General features: G+C 72.1%; 13 protein-coding genes. 5 read left to right on the top strand and 8 right to left on the bottom strand.

The window, feature by feature from the left end; all coding sequences use genetic code 11:
- Nucleotides 1-2: 2 nt before the first annotated feature.
- Entirely contained in the window at nt 3-137 is a 135-nt protein-coding gene (locus ACFWY5_RS07800; protein ID WP_281395023.1) for a hypothetical protein, read from the bottom strand.
- A gap of 162 nt (nt 138-299) precedes the next feature.
- Here ACFWY5_RS07800 and ACFWY5_RS07805 point away from each other — a divergent pair, with 162 nt between their 5' ends.
- Entirely contained in the window at nt 300-2,327 is a 2,028-nt protein-coding gene (locus ACFWY5_RS07805) for a helicase-associated domain-containing protein (RefSeq protein WP_379630864.1), read from the top strand.
- Here ACFWY5_RS07805 and ACFWY5_RS07810 read toward each other — a convergent pair.
- Complete coding sequence (locus ACFWY5_RS07810) at nt 2,322-3,833, bottom strand: hypothetical protein (protein ID WP_379630865.1); 1,512 nt, start codon at nt 3,831-3,833, stop codon at nt 2,322-2,324. The genes ACFWY5_RS07805 and ACFWY5_RS07810 overlap by 6 nt on opposite strands.
- A gap of 85 nt (nt 3,834-3,918) precedes the next feature.
- Here ACFWY5_RS07810 and ACFWY5_RS07815 point away from each other — a divergent pair, with 85 nt between their 5' ends.
- Together ACFWY5_RS07815 and ACFWY5_RS07820 are read left to right on the top strand one after the other, a co-directional pair.
- Nucleotides 3,919-5,739, top strand: coding sequence for a hypothetical protein (locus ACFWY5_RS07815; RefSeq protein WP_379630866.1), 1,821 nt, complete (start codon nt 3,919-3,921; stop codon nt 5,737-5,739).
- Between the two features lie 51 nt (nt 5,740-5,790).
- A complete protein-coding gene (locus tag ACFWY5_RS07820) occupies nt 5,791-7,197 on the top strand; it encodes a serine hydrolase (RefSeq protein ID WP_379630867.1) in 1,407 nt (468 codons plus the stop codon).
- 42 nt (nt 7,198-7,239) lie between these two features.
- On the opposite strand, the gene ACFWY5_RS07825 is transcribed toward ACFWY5_RS07820, so the two are convergent.
- Both ACFWY5_RS07825 and ACFWY5_RS07830 read right to left on the bottom strand, forming a co-directional pair.
- Complete coding sequence (locus ACFWY5_RS07825) at nt 7,240-9,417, bottom strand: acyl-CoA dehydrogenase (protein ID WP_379630868.1); 2,178 nt, start codon at nt 9,415-9,417, stop codon at nt 7,240-7,242.
- 60 nt (nt 9,418-9,477) lie between these two features.
- On the bottom strand, nt 9,478-10,545 hold the full coding sequence (locus tag ACFWY5_RS07830) for a hypothetical protein (protein ID WP_379609766.1): 1,068 nt from the start codon (nt 10,543-10,545) through the stop codon (nt 9,478-9,480).
- Between the two features lie 67 nt (nt 10,546-10,612).
- Here ACFWY5_RS07830 and ACFWY5_RS07835 point away from each other — a divergent pair, with 67 nt between their 5' ends.
- On the top strand, nt 10,613-12,034 hold the full coding sequence (locus ACFWY5_RS07835) for an AMP-binding protein (RefSeq protein ID WP_379630869.1): 1,422 nt from the start codon (nt 10,613-10,615) through the stop codon (nt 12,032-12,034).
- A gap of 19 nt (nt 12,035-12,053) precedes the next feature.
- The gene (locus ACFWY5_RS07840; RefSeq protein ID WP_379609768.1) at nt 12,054-13,100 is read left to right on the top strand and encodes a S1C family serine protease; all 1,047 of its coding nucleotides are present in this window, start codon (nt 12,054-12,056) and stop codon (nt 13,098-13,100) included.
- A gap of 157 nt (nt 13,101-13,257) precedes the next feature.
- Here the strand turns inward: ACFWY5_RS07840 and ACFWY5_RS07845 are convergent, their stop codons facing one another.
- Genes ACFWY5_RS07845 through ACFWY5_RS07860 form a run of 4 tightly spaced genes read right to left on the bottom strand, consistent with a single transcriptional unit; the run spans nt 13,258 to nt 18,642 of the window.
- Nucleotides 13,258-13,797, bottom strand: a complete 540-nt coding sequence (locus tag ACFWY5_RS07845; protein WP_379630870.1) for an OmpA family protein — start codon at nt 13,795-13,797, stop codon at nt 13,258-13,260.
- On the bottom strand, nt 13,781-14,362 hold the full coding sequence (locus ACFWY5_RS07850) for a hypothetical protein (protein ID WP_379630871.1): 582 nt from the start codon (nt 14,360-14,362) through the stop codon (nt 13,781-13,783). Before ACFWY5_RS07850 ends, ACFWY5_RS07845 begins: the two co-directional genes overlap by 17 nt.
- A 24-nt stretch (nt 14,363-14,386) precedes the next feature.
- Complete coding sequence (locus ACFWY5_RS07855) at nt 14,387-17,143, bottom strand: BTAD domain-containing putative transcriptional regulator (protein ID WP_379630872.1); 2,757 nt, start codon at nt 17,141-17,143, stop codon at nt 14,387-14,389.
- On the bottom strand, nt 17,140-18,642 hold the full coding sequence (locus ACFWY5_RS07860) for a protein kinase (RefSeq protein WP_379630873.1): 1,503 nt from the start codon (nt 18,640-18,642) through the stop codon (nt 17,140-17,142). Before ACFWY5_RS07860 ends, ACFWY5_RS07855 begins: the two co-directional genes overlap by 4 nt.
- Nucleotides 18,643-18,721 lie beyond the last annotated feature (79 nt).

Raw genomic sequence — 18,721 nt, forward strand, 5'->3', positions numbered from 1 at the left:
GCTTACCGGTCGCCGTAGTTGTAAAGCGGCCTGTTGACAGGCGTCGCGGTAGAACCCGTGAGCGAGACGGTTGTCACCGTCGTCACCAGAGCGGCCACGGCGATGCCGATGATCGCTGCTAAGAGGATCTTGATCACGGGGGGTTCCTCCTCTTGCGGGCTGTGATGTGGGGGCCGTCACAAACCTAGAACCAATTCTAGCTACTCGGAAGTAGCTAGACGGAATCTTAATATTCCGGACTTGTCCACCAGGGGTGTCAACCTGACCCGTAAACCCGGCGACGCCACTACCCTTGACGGGTGGATGTCCAGGCCTGCACGCTGCCGGAGTACCAGATCCTCGCCGCGATCTCCTGGGCGGCCGCCGAACGCCACGGCCCGCTTCCGCCGGCTTCCTGGTGGCGCGGCGCCCGGCCGGTGCCCGAGGCGGACGTACTACGGATGTTCGAGCCCGCCGCGCTCCGGGCCGTCAAGGCGCAGCTGACCTCGCTGGCGGAGCGGAAGCTGCTTCATCGAAGCGCGGGCGAGCTGGATCTCCCGGCCGAGGTGCGGGCCCCCGTCTCCGGCGGTCTCAAACTCGGCCGCCCGGCGGCCGACCTGATCGACGCGTACTTCAACGCCGCCGAGGTGCATCAGGTCGCGGCCGGCCTCGGGTTCGCCAAGGCGGCCAACAGGACCGCCGCCCGAAACGAGATCGTCGCGACCCTCACGGAGCCGTCGCTGCTCGGCGGCGTTCTCGCGCTCGCCCCGCCGGACGCCGCCGAACTGCTGGAGACGCTCGCGTTCCAGGGCCCCTATCTGGGCACTCACGTCTTCGTCGCGACAAGTCCCTACGGCCACACCAAGTACACCTTCCGCGACGGAGGCGGGGGTGACCCGGCGACCGACTGGCTGGCCGCCCGCGGACTCGTCCTGCCCTCCGGTCAGCACGATCTCGCCGAGTTGCCCGCCGAGGTGGCGATGGCGGTCCGCGGCGACCGGCTCGCCCCCTTCGATCCGCTGCCGCCCGCGCCCCCGCCGGACTCGCCCGCCGTCACCGGGGTACGCGCGGCGGCCCAGGCACAGGCCACCGCCTTCGCCGGGCAACTGGAGCGCGTGCTCGGCGCGTGCGCGGCGACCCCGCTGACCATACGGAAGAACGGCGGCGTCGCCGTCCGCGACACCAAACGGGTGGCCAAGTCTCTCGGCCTGGATGAGGAGATCGTCAGATTCTGCGTTGACCTGTGCTTCGCCGCCGATCTGCTCGGCGGCATCGCCGATCCGGTCGAGAAGCCTCCCGGGCGGCGGCGGGCGCCCGCCCCGGCGCCCACTGTGCGCGTCGTGCCGACCGCCGCCTACGATGAGTGGCTCGGCCGTACCCCCGCGGGGCGGCTGCTCCCGGCGATCACGGCCTGGGCCACGCTGCCCGGCCTGCTCACCTGGTGGCCCGATGGCGAGGAGGCCCCGGTGGCGATCGCCTTCGTACACGATCCGGCCGCGCCCGACCTGCGCCTCGCGATGCTCGAAGCGCTGGCCGTGATCCCCGGCGGCCACGGCCTCGACGAGCGGCTGGACATGGCCTACCTGCTTGAGGCGGTGAGCTGGCACCGTCCCTTCCTCGTGGACGGCTCGCCCGAGAGCCTGTCCCAGATGGCCTCGGTGATGAACGAGGCGGAGCACCTCGGCGTCACCGCGCACGGCGCGCTCACCGACCTCGGCCGGGCGGCCCTTGAGCTGCTCCGCTCCGGCGCCGCGTACCCGCAGGTCCTGAGCGAACCGCCGCCTGCCCTGGCCTCGGCGCTGGCCGAGCTGCTGCCTGCCCCCGCGACGACCGCACGTTTCCAGGCCGACCTGACCGCCGTCGTCTCCGGCCCGCCGGAGGCCTCGCTGGCCGAGTTGCTCGGGTCCGCCGCCACGCGCGAATCCGAGGGGCACGCGGTCGTATGGCGGTTCAGCGCCGCGTCGGTGCGCCGCGCGCTCGACGCGGGAACCGGCCCGGACGAGCTGCTCGCGTCGCTGGCCGCCGTCGCCCGGGGGGAGCTACCCCAGCCGCTGGTCTACCTGGTCAACGACGTCGGCCGGACACACGGCCGGATGAGAGTGGTGCGCTCGGGCTGCTGCGTCCGTTCGGACGACGAGGCGCTGCTGGCCGAGCTCGCCGCCGCCCGTTCCCTGCGCCGGCTCGGGCTGCGGCGGATCGCCCCCACCGTCCTCATCAGCGCCGGTTCGGAGCGGGAGACCCTGGAGGCCTTGCGGGCGGCGGGCTACACCCCGGCGCTGGAGGCCGAGACCGGAGCCACCGTGCTGGAGCTGGACGCTGTCACCCGGGCGCCCAGGCGCTTCTCATAGCTCCAGGGCGTAGAGCCGTAGTTCCGGGCGGTCCATGAGCAGCCGGGCGCCCGGAAGATCCGCGCTTCCGGAATCCACGACCACGTACCGGATGCCCTCCTCGGCCAGCCGCCGCGGGTCGCCCAGCACCGCGGTGACCCGCTTGGCCCGCGCGTCCTCGGTGCCGACGACCAGATCGCCGACCCTGACGGAGTCGTTGACGATCACCTCGCGGCCCGGGGTGGCGAAGAACCGCTGCGCCGGGTCGAGCACCGCCCGATCACCGTTCCACGGAAAGCGCCGGTAGGACTCGAACGGCAGCACCAGCACATCACCCTTCGCGGGGTCCCGGCCGATGATCTCGCGCGCCTCCACCCAGCTCAGCGGGTACGGCACCGCCGCCAGCGCACCCGACGCCCCCCACGCCAGCGTCGGCACCACGGCCAGCGGCACCACCGCCAGGGCGACGGCCCAGCGCGAGGCCACCCGGGCGGTGAGCATGCCCAGGCCGACGGCGGCCAGGAGGGCCAGCGGGGCGAGGTACTGCTGGGCGTCACGCAGCACCGCGAACCCGCTCCAGACCCCGATGAGCCACTTGAGCAGGTCCCTGCCCGGCTCGGTGACCCCGAGGCAGGCGATCAGGAACCCCGCACCGGCCGCCACCGCCAGCCCCGGCCCGAACCGCGGCTTCGTGTCCCTGAGCGCCAGCCAGAAGCCCGCGATGCCCGCCAGGACCAGCGCCAGCCGGGCCGCGGCGGTGACCGGCTGGTCGAAGCCCGCGGGGACGGCCCAGGCGTTCCAGACGCCGCCCAGCGACAGCAGGCTGACGACGGTGCCGAACGGCCCGTCGGCGCGGGCGGCGAAGGCGTCCACGCCCACCGGGTCACCGGTCAGCCCGTCGGCCCGGGTCAGCGCGGTCACCAGCCAGGGCAGGCTGAACGCCACCAGCAACAACGCCACGCCTCCGGCCCTCTTCCACCGCGCCGCCGTACCGGAAGTGCCGGAGAGTGCGAGGGGAAGGGCCGTGACGGCGGTGACGATCATCGCGGCGAACCCGCCCACGGCGGCGGGCAGCAGCGCGACGGCGGGCAACCGGCCACGGGCCAGCGCCAGCACCACCCAGGGCAGCCCCGCGTACCCGAGCAGCAACGCCCACTGCCCCATGAGCAGCCGCTCGGCCACGTAGGGGTTCCAGACGTAGAAGGCCCCCGCGACCAGCCGGGGCGCCAGGGCGGACCCGGGCACCAGCAGCGCGGCCCCGGAACAACCCAGGGCGAAGACGCCCAGCAGCACGAGCTTCTGCACCAGGTCCGCCGGCAGCACCTGGGCCAGCACCGTGATCACCAGGTCACTGGGCACCGCGCGGGGCGAGCCGCCCGCCAATCCGAAGGTGAACGGCGAGAACGCCGGGTCGGGGACGAAGACCATGTCCTGGATGAGGATGTACCCGGGAGCGAGTCCGGGGCCGAGGCAGAGGGCGCCCAGGCCGGTGCCGAGCAGGGCGGCCCACCACCCATAGCGCGACACCTGCGGAAACATTCCGATATAACACCACATCACAACCGGACAACGCCCATTCCATCAGGATCAACGGCGTCGTTAGCCTTCATGCGTGACGGCGGCGAGCGAGACCGTGGTGGAGCCCAGGCAGTGGCTGCGCGGCGACGGCGTGCTCGCGGCCGCGATGGTCATGGTCGCCGTCCAGCTCGTCTGGAAGTTCGACCTGGTCCGCAGGACCTACTTCAGGCAGGACGACTTCACCTTCATCGCCCGCGGCCTGGAGAACGACCTGACCTGGGACTATCTCATGCGCGCCGACTACGGGCACCTCATGCCCGGCCCGTTCGGCGCGCACTGGGCGATGGGCCGCCTCGGCGTCTACAACGACGTGCTGATGCACGTGGTCACCATCGTGCTCATGGGCGCGGCCGCGCTGGCCCTGCTGCGCCTGCTCTTCCTCCTGTACGGCTCCCGCCCCGCCATCCTGCTCCCCTTCGCCTTCTACCTGCTCACCCCGATGACGATCTCGTCGCTGTCCTGGTGGGCGGTGGTGATCGAGACCCTCCCGTTCCAGGTCGCCCTGCCGATGGCCCTGGGCGCGCACATCCTGTACGTACGCACGCGGCGCTTCCGCCACGCTCTGGCCGCCGCCGGCTGGACCGTCTTCGCGATGGTGTTCTTCGTCAAGGCCCCGTTCATCCCGGTCCTGGCCTTCGTGCTCACCGCGGGCTGGCTCGGCGGCATCAGGAAGTGGCAGTGGCCGGCCTGGGCCCTGTACGCCGCGATCGTGGCCGGGTACGCGGCGATCCTGTTCCCGGCCGTGTTCACCTCCGTGCAGCTCACCAACGACACGGTCCAGCCCAGCCTGCCCCCGCTCGCCGTGGCGGCGGCGTTCGCCTGGCGGTTGTTCTCCGGCTCTCTGGTGGCCTCCGCCCTGGGCGGCCCCTGGCGCTGGCACCCGATCGGCGACGACTACGCCATCGCCGCCACCCCCGACGCCGCCGTCTGGGCCGGGCTCGGCGCGGCCGCGCTGGTCGTGGCGCTGACCATCCGTTTCCGGCGGCGAGCGTGGCTGGCCTGGCTCATGCTGCTCGGGTACTTCCTGCTGGCCGACGTCATCCCCGTCATGATCGGCAGAATCGAGCAGCTCGGGCCCGATCTGGGCGGCTTCGAGCTGCGCTACATCGCGCCCACGGCCTCGCTGACGGCCGTCGTGGTGGCGCTGGCCTTCATCCCGCGCGAGGGCGAGCGCCCGCTGCGGATCGTGTGGATCCCGCTGGCCGCCGTCTTCGCCGCGGGTTCGATCTGGTCCATCACCCAGTACACGCGCCTGCCCCTCGGCGAGAACGTCAAGTCCTACATCGAGACCGGCCGCATCGCCCTGCGCAGGGCGCCCGCCGGCCTCGTCGTCCTGGACACCCACGTCCCCGCCAAGGTCGTCTACCCGATCTTCTTCTACGACTACGCGCTGGCCTCCAAGGTCCTCGGCCCGATCGCCGGCCGCCCGGTCACCTGGGTCCGGCAGCTCGACGGCCCGCTGCGCAACCTGATGACCTTCGACGAGCGCGGGCGGCTGCGCCCGGTCAACATCGAGGGACTGACCGTCCCGGCCGGAACCGCTTGCCGCCCGATCGGCCCCGCCCCGGAACGTTTCCGCCTCCCGCTCCCCCTGCCGCAGGGCGCCTGGACCGTGCAGGTCAGCTACCTCAACCCGCGCCCGGCCCGGCTGACCGTCGGCCTCGGCACCGGATCCGCCGACGCGGAGACGGGCAAGGACCTCGGCTGGACGTACGCCACGGTGAAGGGCGGCGGGCAGGAGCTGACCATCCGCTCCCCCGACGGCGCCCGCCCCTGCGTGGGCGAGATCAGGGTCGGCGTGCCCATGCCCGCCAAGACCGGCAGCCCCATCCCCCTGCAGCCGGTCACCCCCTGACATTCCCGAATCGGCGCCGTCCACCAAGATCAGTAAATAAGATCAAGTCACATGTCATTCCTTCAGAAGAGCCGCCGAACCGCCGCGGGGGTCGCCGCCGGCACCCTCTTCCTGAGCCTCACCACGATGCCCGCGCAGGCCGCGGAGAGCGGGCACGTCGCCCGCTTCCTCCAGCAGGCCATGGACCGGGCACGCTTCCAGGAGGTGCTCGACCTGGCCCCGCCGGGTTCGTCCCAGGCACGGGTGCTCGCCTCCTCCGCCGAGGAGAAGGAGGCCACGCCGCCCGAGGACTACGCCCGCCTGTTCGCCTCGGCCGATCCCAAGCCGATCGCGCAGCAGCCGCAGCTCGACGTCACCGTCCTCGAACTCGACCGCCACGGCAGGCCGCTGTCGTCCGGCACCGTGCTGATGAGCCCGCAGCACCCGCGCGGCGTCGTGGTTCCCGTCGACAGAAACTTCCACACCGACGCCGTGCGCTGGCGCCAGTGGGACGACAACGGCTGGTACGCCAACCAGGGCAAGGGCACGATCGACATCGTCCCCGGCCGTGAGCAGGCGCCGATCGACTTCATGTCGCCCTACCCGGCCTCCGTGCTGAAGCTGATGGTCGCCTTCGGCGTGCTGCGCCTGGCCGACAAGGGCACCATCGCGCTGGCCGACACCTACGACTACCGTCCCACCGAGACCAGCTCCCTGTGCCAGGGCGACACCAGCAACACGGTCGCCAACTACCTGGAAGCCTCCCTCACCTCCTCCAACAACCCCGCCACCTGCGCGCTCGTCAAGCTCCTGCACGACAAGGGCGCCGTCGACGAGCTCAACCAGACCTTCCAGAGCCTCGGCCTGGAGACGCTGCAGTTCAAGAACACCAACCCGGCCACCGGCGGGCGCTGGTCGAACCCGGTCACCATGAGCTCGCTCGACACCGCCAAGCTGCTCGCCCTGGTCAACGGCCTGCCCGGCAGGGCCTGGACGACTCCGGCCGGCAAGCCGGTGACCGAGGCCGTGCTGAGCTCGTCCTCCCGCCAGGTGTTCAAGCGGCACCTCGCCGCCCAGGGCTGGAACGACATGCTCTCCTCGGCCAACCGGTGCGGCGGCGCGTACCCGGCCGCGGGCATCCCGCACGCCGTCGCGGACCGCTGGATCGGCGCCGACGGGACCGTCACCGTCGCCGGCAACAAGTTCGGCCGTGACGTACGCCCCTGCAACGCCAAGGCGGAGGTGACCTACTCCCACAAGACCGGCTGGGTCGGCAACTCCGGCGCCGACGCCGGCATCGTCAGGTCGCTGCCCGGCAAGGACGGCCGGCACTACATCGTCGTCGCCCTGACCAACCTCGGCACCCAGTACGTGGACGCGCACCGTCCGCCCGCCGAGCCCGGCCTCTTCCCCGTGACCTACACGGAGAAGCTCGCGCGGCTCGGCCGCGCGGTGGACACCTACGAGTCGCGCCGCTGACCGCTCCGGGTACGGCCCCGCCGGGCCGTACCCGATCTCAAGCTAGCGGCCGGGCTCGGGGTCCCTGGGGAGGCCGAGCATGCGCTCGCCGATGATGTTCAGCTGCACCTCGGTGGTGCCGCCGTAGATGGTCATGGCCCTGGTCGCCAGCACGGCGCGGTTCCAGTAGCCGGCGTCGCCGAGCTTCATGTCGGCGGCGATCACGGCCTGGGCGCCGAGCAGGCCGACCGCGGTCTCCGATACGTGCTGCGCGTGGGAGGTGGACAGCAGCTTGCGCACCGACGCGTCGGCGCCGGGTTCGCCTCCGGCCAGTTGCTTGAGCGTGACCCGCAGGGAGAGCGCGTTGATCGAGTGCCCCTCGCAGATGACGCCGGCCAGCTCCACGGCCTCGACCGGGGTGAGGTCGCGGCCCAGGCGGGAGGTCAGCCCCAGCAGGTCGGACACCGACGAGCCGGTGCCGCCCGAGCCGGACGACAGCGAGACGCGCTCGTTGGACAGCGTGTTGCGCGCCACCCGCCAGCCGTTGTCGACCTCGCCGACCACCAGGTCGTCGGGGACGAAGACGTCGTCGAGGAAGACCTCGTTGAACAGGTTCTCGCCGGTCATCTCCGTCAGCGGCCGGACCGTGACGCCCGCGCCCTTCATGTCGACGAGGAAGTAGGTGATCCCGTCGTGCTTGGGCTTGGACGGGTCGGTACGCGCGATGCAGATGCCCCATTCGGCCACATGCGCGACCGAGGTCCAGATCTTCTGGCCGTTCAGGCGCCAGCCGCCCTCGACCCTCTCCGCCTTCATCTGCACGTTGGCCAGGTCGGATCCTGCGCCGGGCTCGGAGAACAACTGGCACCAGATCATCTCGCCGCTGAGCGTCTTGGGCAGGAAGCGCTCCTGCTGCTCGGGCGTGCCGTACGTGGCGATGGAGGGCACCACCCACGCACCGATGATCATCTGCGGCAGCCTGACCTTGGCGGCCTTGAGCTCCTGCTGGATGAGTACCTGCTCCAGCGGCTTGGCGGCGCGGCCCCACGGCTTGGGCAGGTGGGACATCACGAAGCCCTGGCCGGCCAGCGCCCGCTTCTGCTCCTGTCCCTCCAGCTTCGCCAGCTCGGCGATCTCGGCGCGGATCGCGGCGCGCATCTCCTCCGCGCCCTCGGGCAGGTCGATCTCCATCTCGCGGGTGACGCCCTGCAGCGCCAGCGCGGTGACGGAGGCGGCCCACTCGGCGCTCGGGCCGAGCAGCGCGCGCAGGGTGAGCGCCCGGCGGTAGTACAGGTGGGCGTCGTGCTCGAAGGTGTAGCCGATGCCGCCGAAGGTCTGGATCGCGTCCTTGGCGCACTGGACGGCGGCGTCCGGGGCCATGACGCCGGCGATCGCGGCGGCGTACTCCAGCTCACGGCCCTCCGCGCGGGTGGCGTCCCACACGGTGGCCCTGGCCTGCTCCAGCGCCACCAGCATGCGCGAGAGCTTGTGCTTGATGCCCTGGAACTGGCCGATCGGCCGGCCGAACTGCTCGCGTACCTTCGCGTAGCCGGAGGCGGCCCGCACACACCACGACGCCAGGCCCGTGGCCTCGGCGCCCAGCAGGATGGCGGCGAGGTTGAGCACGTCGGGCCCCTCGACCCCGTCCAGAACCCGCTCAGCCGGTACGGCTGCCGCCGCCACCTCCACCTTGGCCACCGAGCGCGTGATGTCCAGCGACGTGACGGCCGTCACCGTGGCGGCGGAGGCGTCGAGCGCGATCCATTCCTCGCCGTCACCGGTGGACACCGGCAGGACCAGGATGTCGGCCATCGCGCCGCCCAGGACGGGCTCGGCCGTACCGGAGACGACGAGGGAGCCGTCGGCGGCGCGCTCGCCCGTCAGCGCGGAGCCGAGCGCGACGGCGCCGGTCAGCGTGCCGCCGGCCAGGCCGGACAGCAGTCCGTGCTGCTTGGAGGCGTGGATGACCGCGCCGGCCAGCACCGTCGGCACGTACGGCCCCGGCGCCATCCGCTCGGCCAGCGCCTCGACCGCGACGGCGGCCTCCAGCAGCCCGTAGCCGGAGCCGCCGTACTCCTCGGGCAGGTGCAGGCCCAGCAGCCCCTGCTCGGCCAGCCCCGGCCAGAACGCGGGCCGCTCTTCGGTGCCGGACCGCAGCAGCTCGGCGGGGATGTTGCGCTCCGCCCAGCCGGTGACAGACTCGTGGAGCGCCTCGTGCTCCTCGCTCAACCCGATCGCCATTACTCATCCTCCAGCGCGTCCCATGCCATGGCAGAACCATATTCTAGAGGATGCTTCTGTCTATAGCGGGCGCACACCTTTCAGAAGTGTCGTCAGATCCCGCCACTGCGTCTTGCGGCCGTCGGCCACGGTCGCCAGCATCATCGCGGGCTTCGTCTTGCCCACCTCGACCACGGCCACCACCGCCTGCGACGACTTGGCGCCGTAGGTGACCTGGTAGCCGAGCAGCCAGCCCTTGCCCGTGGCCAGCGGCTGCGAGCCCGTCCAGGCCAGCGTCGACCCCGCCGGGAACTGCGTGCGCAGCGACCAGCGCGCCGCCCGCACCGCCAGCTCGCGGTAGCCGGACTCGTCCTTGGGCTTGGTCTTGGGGGCCTCGATCGGGTACTTCGCCGAGACGATCATCGTGTACGGCTGCGCCACCTTGCCGATCCGCTGGGCCACGGTGTACGGCGCGTACGACTTGGACTGCCACGGCGTGCCCAGCCTGGGATACACGATGCCCGTCTTGGTGTCGGCCACCAGGCCGATCACGACCGCGGCCTTGCCCTTGTAGGCGGGGAAGGCCTTGGCCTCAGGAGCCGGAGGAAGGGCGAGTTCGGACGGGGAGGCCCCGGCCAGGCTGGCGGTCGCGGTGGCCCTGGCCGGGTTCGCGTCGGGGGTGTCGCCGGAGAAGAAGACGAAGATGAGCAGGACGGCGATGATCGTGGCGATGACGGCGCCGACCATGTAGACGACCCGGAAGGGGATCTCGCTGATGCCCCGCTTGGGCGGAGGCGGGATCATCGGCATGCGCGGCGGCGACACGCGCGGCACGGTCACCGTCTCGACCGCGGCCTTGGACTTCTCGACCGGCCTTTCCACCGGCTTCCGCACGGGCTTCGCGGCCGGCTTCGCGACGGGCTTCGCGGTGGGCTTTTCCGCGGGCTTGATCACGGGGCGCCGGACATAGGCCGTCGTGGTGTCGTCGACCTCGGGTTCCGGTTCCGGATCAGGTGCGGGCTCGTCGGGCAGGACGATCCTGGGCATCTGCACGGTGTCGTCGGGCTCGGCGTCGGCGGGCACGACCACCCGCTGAAAGGGGGTGGTCGGAGCATCATAAGAGGGCACTTGGTCGCCGACGTCCGCCATGACGTCGAGGCTAGACGAGATTGCGACTATTCCCGGGACAGAATCTAATTCTGTAGTCTCCCCTGACATGAGGGGCTTTTACGAGATCGCCACCGCCGACCCCGGACGTCCCGCCCTGCTGGGAGAGGAGACGATCACCTACGGCGCCCTGCACGAACGCGCCAACCGCCTGTCCCACGGCCTTCGCGTCGAAGGCCTGAACCGGGGCGACGCCGTCGTCAGCGTCCTGCGCAACGGCCTCGACTCCCTGGCCGTCATGCTGGCCACCTACCAGATCGGCGCCTACCACGTGCCGGTCAACTGGCACTACACGCTCGACGAGATTCTCTACATCATCACCGACTGCCACCCCGCCAACGTCTTGTTCAGCTCGGACATCGAGCGCTTCGACCACCTGCCCGGCACCCCGCCCGAGGACCGCAGGGCCGGATCGATGATGCTCTACACCTCCGGCACCACCGGCCGCCCCAAGGGCGTGCGCAGGCGGCTGCTCGACCTCACGCCAGAGGACGTGTACCCGATCCTGATGCGCAAGAGCTGGCGGCACTTCGGCCTGCCCGCCGACGGCGTGCACCTGGTCTGCTCGCAGCTCTACCACTCGGCCCCCTACGGCCAGGTCATGATGGCTCTGCAGTACGGCCACGCGATCGTCGCCCCGGAGCGCTTCGACGCCGAAGACACGTTGCGCCTGATCCAGGAGCACCGGGTGACGAACGCCTTCATGGTCCCGACCATGTTCCACCGGCTGCTGGCCGTACCGGATCGGGAGAAATACGACCTGTCCTCGCTCACCCACCTCTATCACGGCGCGGCCCCCTGCCCGCCCGCGACCAAGCAGGCGATGATCGACTGGCTGGGCCCGGTGCTGTGGGAGTACTACGGCTCCACCGAGGCGGCGGTCGCCACGATGGTCTCCTCGCGCGAGTGGCAGGAGCGCCCCGGCACGGTCGGCCGCGCGCTGGACGGGATGTCCTTCACGATCGTGGACGAGGACGGCGGCGAGGCCGCGCCCGGCGCGCCCGGCCTGGTGTACATCGGCGGCATCAACCGCTTCGAGTACCACGGCGATCCCGGGAAGACCGCCGCGGCCATGCGCGAGCGCGCCTACACGCCCGGCGACATCGGCTACGTGGACGAGGACGGCTACCTCTTCCTGCTCGACCGCAGGACCGACCTGATCATCTCCGGCGGCGTCAACATCTACCCGGCCGAGATCGAGGCGGCGCTCCTGGAACATCCCGCGGTGGCCGACGTGGCCGTGATCGGCGTGCCCGATCCCGAATGGGGACACAAGGTCGTGGCGCTCGTCCAGCCCGTACCCGGCGCGACCCCGGGCGAGGAACTGACCGCCGCGCTCCTGGCCCACTGCGAGCCCCGGCTGGCCCGGCTCAAGCACCCCCGGCTCATCGAGTACCGGACATCTCTCCCCAGAACCCCCACCGGCAAGCTCAGCAGGAGCGACGTCAGAAAAGAGTATCTTTCCGCCTGACCTGGGAAGATACCCTCGTATGAGGTTGATCGCGGCGGGTCTCGCCGTCGTTCTGGCCGCCGGGTGCGGCGCGTCCACACCACAGGGCACGGGTACGGCCACGCCGACCGGCAGCCCGACCGGCGGCACCCCTCAGGCCGCCCAGGTGGAGTCCGGCTACGAACAGGTCATCACCCAGGTGCTGCCGTCCATCGTGCAGATCACCACCAAGGTGGGGCTCGGCTCCGGCATCGTGTACGACTCCTCCGGCCACGTGGTGACCAACGCCCACGTCGTCGGCCAGGCCACCGAGATGGAGGTGTCGCTGGCCACCGGCGGCACCCCGCGCAAGGCCAAGCTCGTCTCGTCGTTCCCGGCGGGCGACCTCGCGGTGATCAAGGTGGAGGACGCGAACGGGCTGAAGCCCGCCACGTTCGGCGACTCCTCCAAGCTGCGCGTGGGCCAGCTCGTCCTGGCCATGGGCAACCCGCTCGGCCTGTCGGGCAGCGTCACCCAGGGCATCGTCTCGGCGCTCGGCCGCACGGTCAGCGAGCCGCAGAACCCGGGCTCACCCGGCGCGACGATCGCCGGAGCCATCCAGACCTCGGCCGCGATCAACCCCGGCAACAGCGGCGGCGCGCTGGTCGACATGAGCGGCCAGGTGATCGGCATCCCGACGCTCGCGGCCACCGACCCGGAGCTCGGCGGCGGCGCTGCTCCGGGCATCGGCTTCGCCATCCCGAGCAACACGGCCGCCGACATCGCCGGCCAGATCGTGAAGAGCGGCAAGGTCACCAACAGCCACCGCGCGGCACTCGGCCTCAGGGGCCGTACGGTCCTGGGCGAGAACGGGCAGCCCGTGGGCGTGGCGGTGGCCGGGGTGGAGCGGGGCGGGGCGGCGGCGAAGGCGGGCATCGAGACCGGCGACGTGATCGTCTCCGTCAACGGCAAACCCACTCCCACCATGTCCGACTTGTCGGAGATCCTCACCACCCTCAAACCCGGCGACCAGGTCAAGGTCGAAGTAATCCGCCCAGACGGCACAACCGACACCGTGACCGCCACCCTGGGCGAACTCAAGGCCTAGAAACCGCGTGCCAGGCCCGGGTGGCTGGCCCGCATGGCCGACCCGGGTGGCCGGACCGCATGACAGGACCGCATGGCAGGACCGCGTGCCAGCCGCCGTGGCTGCGGTGGGCGGGTTGGCGTGGGGTGGGACGGGGTGTCGGTGCGGGGGATCGGGTTCACTGTGGGGTTTTGACGGTGAAGACGATCTCGACGCGGCGGTTCTTGGCACGGTTCTTCTGCTGAGGGCGGCCGTCGACGGTGTTGGGGAGCTTGGGGCGGGCTTCGCCGTACCCCTTGACCTCGAAGGTCACGCCGGTCAGGCCGCTCTGGACGGCTTGGCGCACGGCCTGGGCGCGGCGGTGGGACAAGGTGAGGTTGTAGGCGTCCTGGCCCTGGTCGTCGGTGTGGCCCTCGATCTTGACCACGCCTCCGGCACCCTCGGAGCGGATCTTGGCGGCCACGGACCCCAGGCGCTGCTTGGCCTTGGCGGTCAGCACCCACTTGTCCACCGCGAACAGGACGTCGCTGGTCAGCGCGACGCGTACCTCGTCGCCCCGCTTGGTCTCGCTCTGGGCGCCGTCCAGGGACTCGGTCTCGGGGAGGATGTCCTCCACCGGGAAGACCAGGTCCTCGACCGGGAGCGTGGCGGTGTCCGGCGGCGGGGTCGGGGACAGCGCGATCAGCAGGGCGGCGGCGAGGCTAGGAGACAGGGACATCGTTGAACACTCCGAGATCCGCCATCTCGACGTTGACCTTGGTGATGTCGGCGGGCGGGGCGCCGTAGACGGCGTACATCTCCAGGCCGCCGCCGGGCTTGAGGTGCTGGTTGACCCGGCTGCAGACGCAGGCCGCGTCCTCACCGGCGCCGTTGCGGGCCACCCGGTAGCGCTTGCCGTTGACCGGGTCGATCAGGGAGACGGCCGAGGTGGTGTAGTCGAGGACGTCGCTGCCGAGGTTCGCGCCCACGTACCAGCTGCCGTCGGTGTTGAGGTTGGTGACCGTCCAGGTCAGCGTGACGATCTTGCCCGAGCGCTTGAGCTGGGTGAGGTCGATGCGCAGGGTGTTGTCGTCATGCTTGATCTTCCGGCTGGTGATCGCCGTCAGCTCCCCGGCCGACGCCGGCTCCCCTGTGGGGGTGGGGGTGGCGCTGGGCGTGGGCTGCTGGGCGGCCGCCTGCTTCTCCTCGCCGCCCGTTCCCTGCCGGTCCTGGCCGGGCAGCATCCCGCAACTGGCCAGGGCGGGGAGCACCAGCAGCAGGGCGAGCTTGTTCCGCATCGTCATGTCACCTTTCTAGGAGGGCGACATTCAGGATCCGTATAGCCCGCGACGCCGTCGCGCCTCCCGCGCCAGCCCTTCCGCTTCGGTGAGGCCACGCTGATCGCTGAGCAGGACAAACTCTCCCATAGCACGCTCAAGACCATCAACCGCCTCATCCACCTCATCGAGGTCGAGATGCGCCTCAGCCATGGCGAGCAGGGCCTGCCCGGCACCCTTGCGGTCGCCGAACGTCCGGAAGATCTCCAGGGCGGCGGCCGCGGCCCGGGGATCCGGCCGGCCTTCTGCGCGCGAGATCCCGGCCAGAACCAGAAGCCCGTACGCCTCCGGCAGCCGGTCGCCGAGCCGCCGGTTGATCCGCAGGCGGCGCTCCGCGCACTCGCGCGCCTCCGGCAGCCTGCGCGCCGACAGGTGCAGGTTCGCCAGGTCGAGCAGCGCCTCGGCCTCGCCGCGCGGATCGCCCAGCGCGAGGTATCCGGCCAGGCTCTCCTCCAGCAGCCCCCGATCGCCCTTCAGCGCGCCGAGCGCGCGCAGCGTGTCCGTCCTGCCGCGCTGGTCCCCCGCCTGCTCGAAGACGGCCAGACAGCGGGCGTACGCGCGCTCGTCACCCGTCACCAGCCCGAGCCTGAGCGTGACCCGGGCCAGTTCCAGCCCCTCGACCAGCGGCTGGGCGGCACGCAGCGCGGCCGCGGCGGCCTGCGGGTCGCCCTCGATCCGGTGCAGGTCGGCCAGGCCGCGCAGCAGCAGGGCCTCGCCCTGCCGGTGGCCGGCCGCCCTGGCCGCGTCCAGGCCGGTGGCCGTGGTCTGGTGCCAGTCGTCGTGGTGGGCGCCCAGCTCGTAGAACGGCGCCAGGTAGAAGGCCAGCCGCCAGGCGGCCTCGTGCAGCCCGGCGTCGTGGAAGTCGGCCACGCACGCGGACAGAAACCGCCGCTCCGACCGCAGCCATCCGGCCGACTCGCGCAGCAGCGTGGTCTCCAGCACCTGCTCCTCGGTCCGCGCGACGGTCCGGCCGGAACCGGGCTCGGCGGGCAGCAGCAGTTGCCTGGCCCGTCTTGCCCGGTCGAGGATCTCCCCCGCCACTCCGGCCAGCACGTCGCGACCCTCCGCGGCCAGGAGTTCGGCGGCGTAGAGGCGGGTGAGGTCGTGCCAGCCGTAGCGCTCCTGGCCGGACTCGTCGAGGCCGCGCGACTGCAGCAGTCCCGCCTCGGCCAGCGCCTCCAGGTCGCCGAAGACCCACGGGGCGAAGTCGGGCGCCGACAGCGCGCCCAACCGGCGAAACAGCGTACGCTCCCGCTCGGCCAGCCCGTCGTACCCCAGCGCGAGACTCCCCCGCACCGCCAGGTCGCCCGTGCTCAGCTCGTCCAGGCGGCGCCGCGAGTCGCCCAGGCGGCCGGCCAGGTGCTCAAGCGTCCAGCCGGGCTTCCTGGCCAGGCGGGATCCGGCCACGCGCAGGGCGAGCGGCAGGTGCCCGCACAGCAGCGCGATCCTGGCCGCCGCCTGCGGCTCCGCCGCGACCCGCTGCCGTCCGGCGACGACCGCGAGCAGGTCGAGCGCCTCCTGCGGGGAGAGCACGCCCAGCTCCATGGCCCGGGACGCCTCCAGCCCCGACAACGGCGAGCGGCTCGTGACCAGCGTCATGCTCCCGGCGCCGGTGGGCAGCAGCGGGCGTACCTGGGACTCGCCCGAAGCGTCGTCGAGCACGACGAGCAGCCGCCGCGACGCCGTCATGCTCCGATAAAGCCGGATCCGCTCGGTCGGCGCGGCCGGAACCGCGCCCTCGGGACACCCGAGCGAGCGCAGCAGATCCTCCAGCACCGCCCCCGGCGCACGCTCGCGCAACGTCGCGAACAGTACGCCGCCGGTGAACGCGCCGCCCGCCGACGCCGCGGCGTGCACGGCGACGGCTGACTTCCCGCACCCCGGCGCCCCGTGCACCACCAGGTGAACCGGCGCGCCGCCCGCAGCGGGCACCGCCTCGCCGATCCACCGCAGCACCTCCGCCCGCCCGGTGAAGTCGGCGATGTCGGGCGGCGTCTCGTTGGGAGCCGGCACGGGCGGCTCCCGCCCGGCCAGTACGTCCGCGTGCGCCTGCCGCAACTCCGCGCCCGGCTCCAGGCCGAGCTCGTCCACGAGCACCCGCCGGGCCTCCTGATAGGCCTCCAGCGCCTCGGAGCGCCGCCCCGCCAGCCGCAGCGCCGTGATCAGCTGGGCCCAGGCCCGCTCACGCAGCGGGTAGGCGCCGACCAGCGCCCGCAGCTCGCCGACCACCTCACCGCCGCGCCCGAGCCGCAGGTCCAGCTCCACGCGCTCTTCGAGCGCCCGCAACCGAAGCTCCTCCAGCGGTACGGCGGAGGCCCGCCGCAGCGGACCGGAATCCACGTCCGCCAGCGCCGGCCCGCGCCACAGCCCGAGCGCCGCCCGGAGCTGATCGGCCGCCTGGGCCAGGCTCCCCGCCTCCCTGGCCCGCCGCCCCCGCTCCACCAGCCGCTCGAACCGGTACCAGTCGACCCGCTCCGGCTCGACCGCCAGCAGATAACCACCGGGAACGGTCTGGATCCCGGCAACGACCTTGCGCAACGCGCTCACGTACACGCGCAGCACCGACTCGGCCGACGCGGGCGGCTCGCCGTCCCACACGAGCGCCACGAGCCGCTCGATCGGCACCATCCGGCCGGGCGACAGCAGCAACGCGGCCAGCAACGCCCGATGCTTGGCCGGGCCGGGCGGCGGCGCGCCGTCCGGCAGCATGAGCGGCCCCAGCACCCCGAAGGCCACGGCGTCACTCACGGCTCGACCGGCTCCAGCGTGAACGCGCTGAACCGCACCCGCATCGCCCGCTCGCCGGACGGCGCCGCGTGCACGCCCGCCACCGTGTTCGGATAGGCCCGGTCCGTGTCGCTCGCCTCGCCGACCTTGCGGCCGTTGACCCACATGCCCAGGGCGGCCTTGCCGCTCTCCCTCGTGCAGCGGGCCGTGACGCGGGTCTCGGTGGTGGTCTTGACGCGGGCGGGGCCGTACAGGATGGCGGGTTCCGCTCCCGCGCGGCGCTTGACGATCGTGGCCTGCCCCGACGCGCTCACCGAGAACTCGTAGCGGTCGCCCGCCCCCTCGGTCCCGTGGCACCAGACGCCGAACTCGCCCGCGCCCTCCTCGACCCTCGCCCGCGCGCTGACCGTCACGCCCCGCTCGGGCTCTTCACGGGGCGCCGACTTCCACAGCCGCCACCCCGGCTTGGCCGTCAGCACGTACGCCGCGCCGTCCACCCGCGCCTCGCCGCCCTGCGAAGCCCCCACCGCCCAGGCCTCATCGAAGCCCGCCTGATACGGCCACTTCTCCCCCAGCGCAGCCGGTACGACCACCGCCGCCCCACCCGCGACCAGCACCGCCAGCCCACCGGCCAGCCACCACTTCCACCGCGCGCGACGAACAGGCGGCTCCGGACTCACCGGACCCGTCCACGTACGCTCCACCACCTGGCTGGCCTCGGCCGGAGCCGAGCGCCGCGCCCCGACCAGCGCGTCCAGCAACTGCTGAGCCGTGGGCCGCGCGGCGGGGTCCTTGGCCAGCGCCCACTCCACGAGCCCGCGCATCCGCTCGTCGAGCCCGTCGAGGTTCGGCCCCTCGTGGACGATCCGGTACAGCACCTCGTGCGGCGCGCCACCGCCGAACGGCAGCCGCCCCGTCCCGGCGAACGCGATCACCCCGCCCCACGCGTAGACGTCGGCGGCGGGCGTCACCGGCTCGGCCCGTACCTGCTCGGGCGCCATGAACGCGGGCGTCCCCAGAATGGCCTGGCTGACCAGGCTCTGCGCGTCCACGAGCTGGGCGATGCCGAAGTCGATCACCCTGGGCCCGAGCGGCGACAGCAGCACGTTGGACGGCTTGAGGTCGCGGTGCACGACTCCGGCCCCGTGGATCGCGCTCAGCGCCGTCGCGATGCCGACCGCGAGCGCCTCCAGGTTCGAGCCGCCGAACGCCCCCTGGTCCCGTACGGCGGCGGCCAGATCCGGGCCCTTCACGTGTTCGGTGACCAGGTAGGCCGTCTCCCCGTCCAGCCCGGCGTCGATGACCGGAGCGGTGCAGAACCGGGCGACCCTGCGCGCCGCGGCGACCTCCCGCTCGAACCGCCGCCGGAACGCCTCTTCCCTGGCCAGCTGCGGATGGATCACCTTCACCGCCGCCATGCCGCCCGTGGGGCCGGTGGCCAGGTAGACCTCGCCCATGCCGCCCCGGCCGAGCAACCGCCGCAGCGTGTACCCGCCCACCACCCGTTCCGTACCGTTCATCGCAGGACACACATTAGCCAGATACCGCTTTTCCCGGACGCTTCGCACATGCCAGACTGCCTGCTCGGTGGCCAGGAGG

This window comes from Nonomuraea sp. NPDC059007, from assembly GCF_042740555.1.
Classification (GTDB): domain Bacteria; phylum Actinomycetota; class Actinomycetes; order Streptosporangiales; family Streptosporangiaceae; genus Nonomuraea.

Bases quoted from the DNA above. Each gene is read 5' to 3' on its own strand.
- ACFWY5_RS07820 (WP_379630867.1), top strand. From the start codon at position 5,791: ATGTCATTCCTTCAGAAGAGCCGCCGAACCGCCGCGGGGGTCGCCGCC.
- ACFWY5_RS07825 (WP_379630868.1), bottom strand. From the start codon at position 9,417: ATGGCGATCGGGTTGAGCGAGGAGCACGAGGCGCTCCACGAGTCTGTC.
- ACFWY5_RS07830 (WP_379609766.1), bottom strand. From the start codon at position 10,545: ATGGCGGACGTCGGCGACCAAGTGCCCTCTTATGATGCTCCGACCACC.
- ACFWY5_RS07835 (WP_379630869.1), top strand. From the start codon at position 10,613: ATGAGGGGCTTTTACGAGATCGCCACCGCCGACCCCGGACGTCCCGCC.
- ACFWY5_RS07840 (WP_379609768.1), top strand. From the start codon at position 12,054: ATGAGGTTGATCGCGGCGGGTCTCGCCGTCGTTCTGGCCGCCGGGTGC.
- ACFWY5_RS07845 (WP_379630870.1), bottom strand. From the start codon at position 13,797: ATGTCCCTGTCTCCTAGCCTCGCCGCCGCCCTGCTGATCGCGCTGTCC.
- ACFWY5_RS07850 (WP_379630871.1), bottom strand. From the start codon at position 14,362: ATGACGATGCGGAACAAGCTCGCCCTGCTGCTGGTGCTCCCCGCCCTG.
- ACFWY5_RS07860 (WP_379630873.1), bottom strand. From the start codon at position 18,642: ATGAACGGTACGGAACGGGTGGTGGGCGGGTACACGCTGCGGCGGTTG.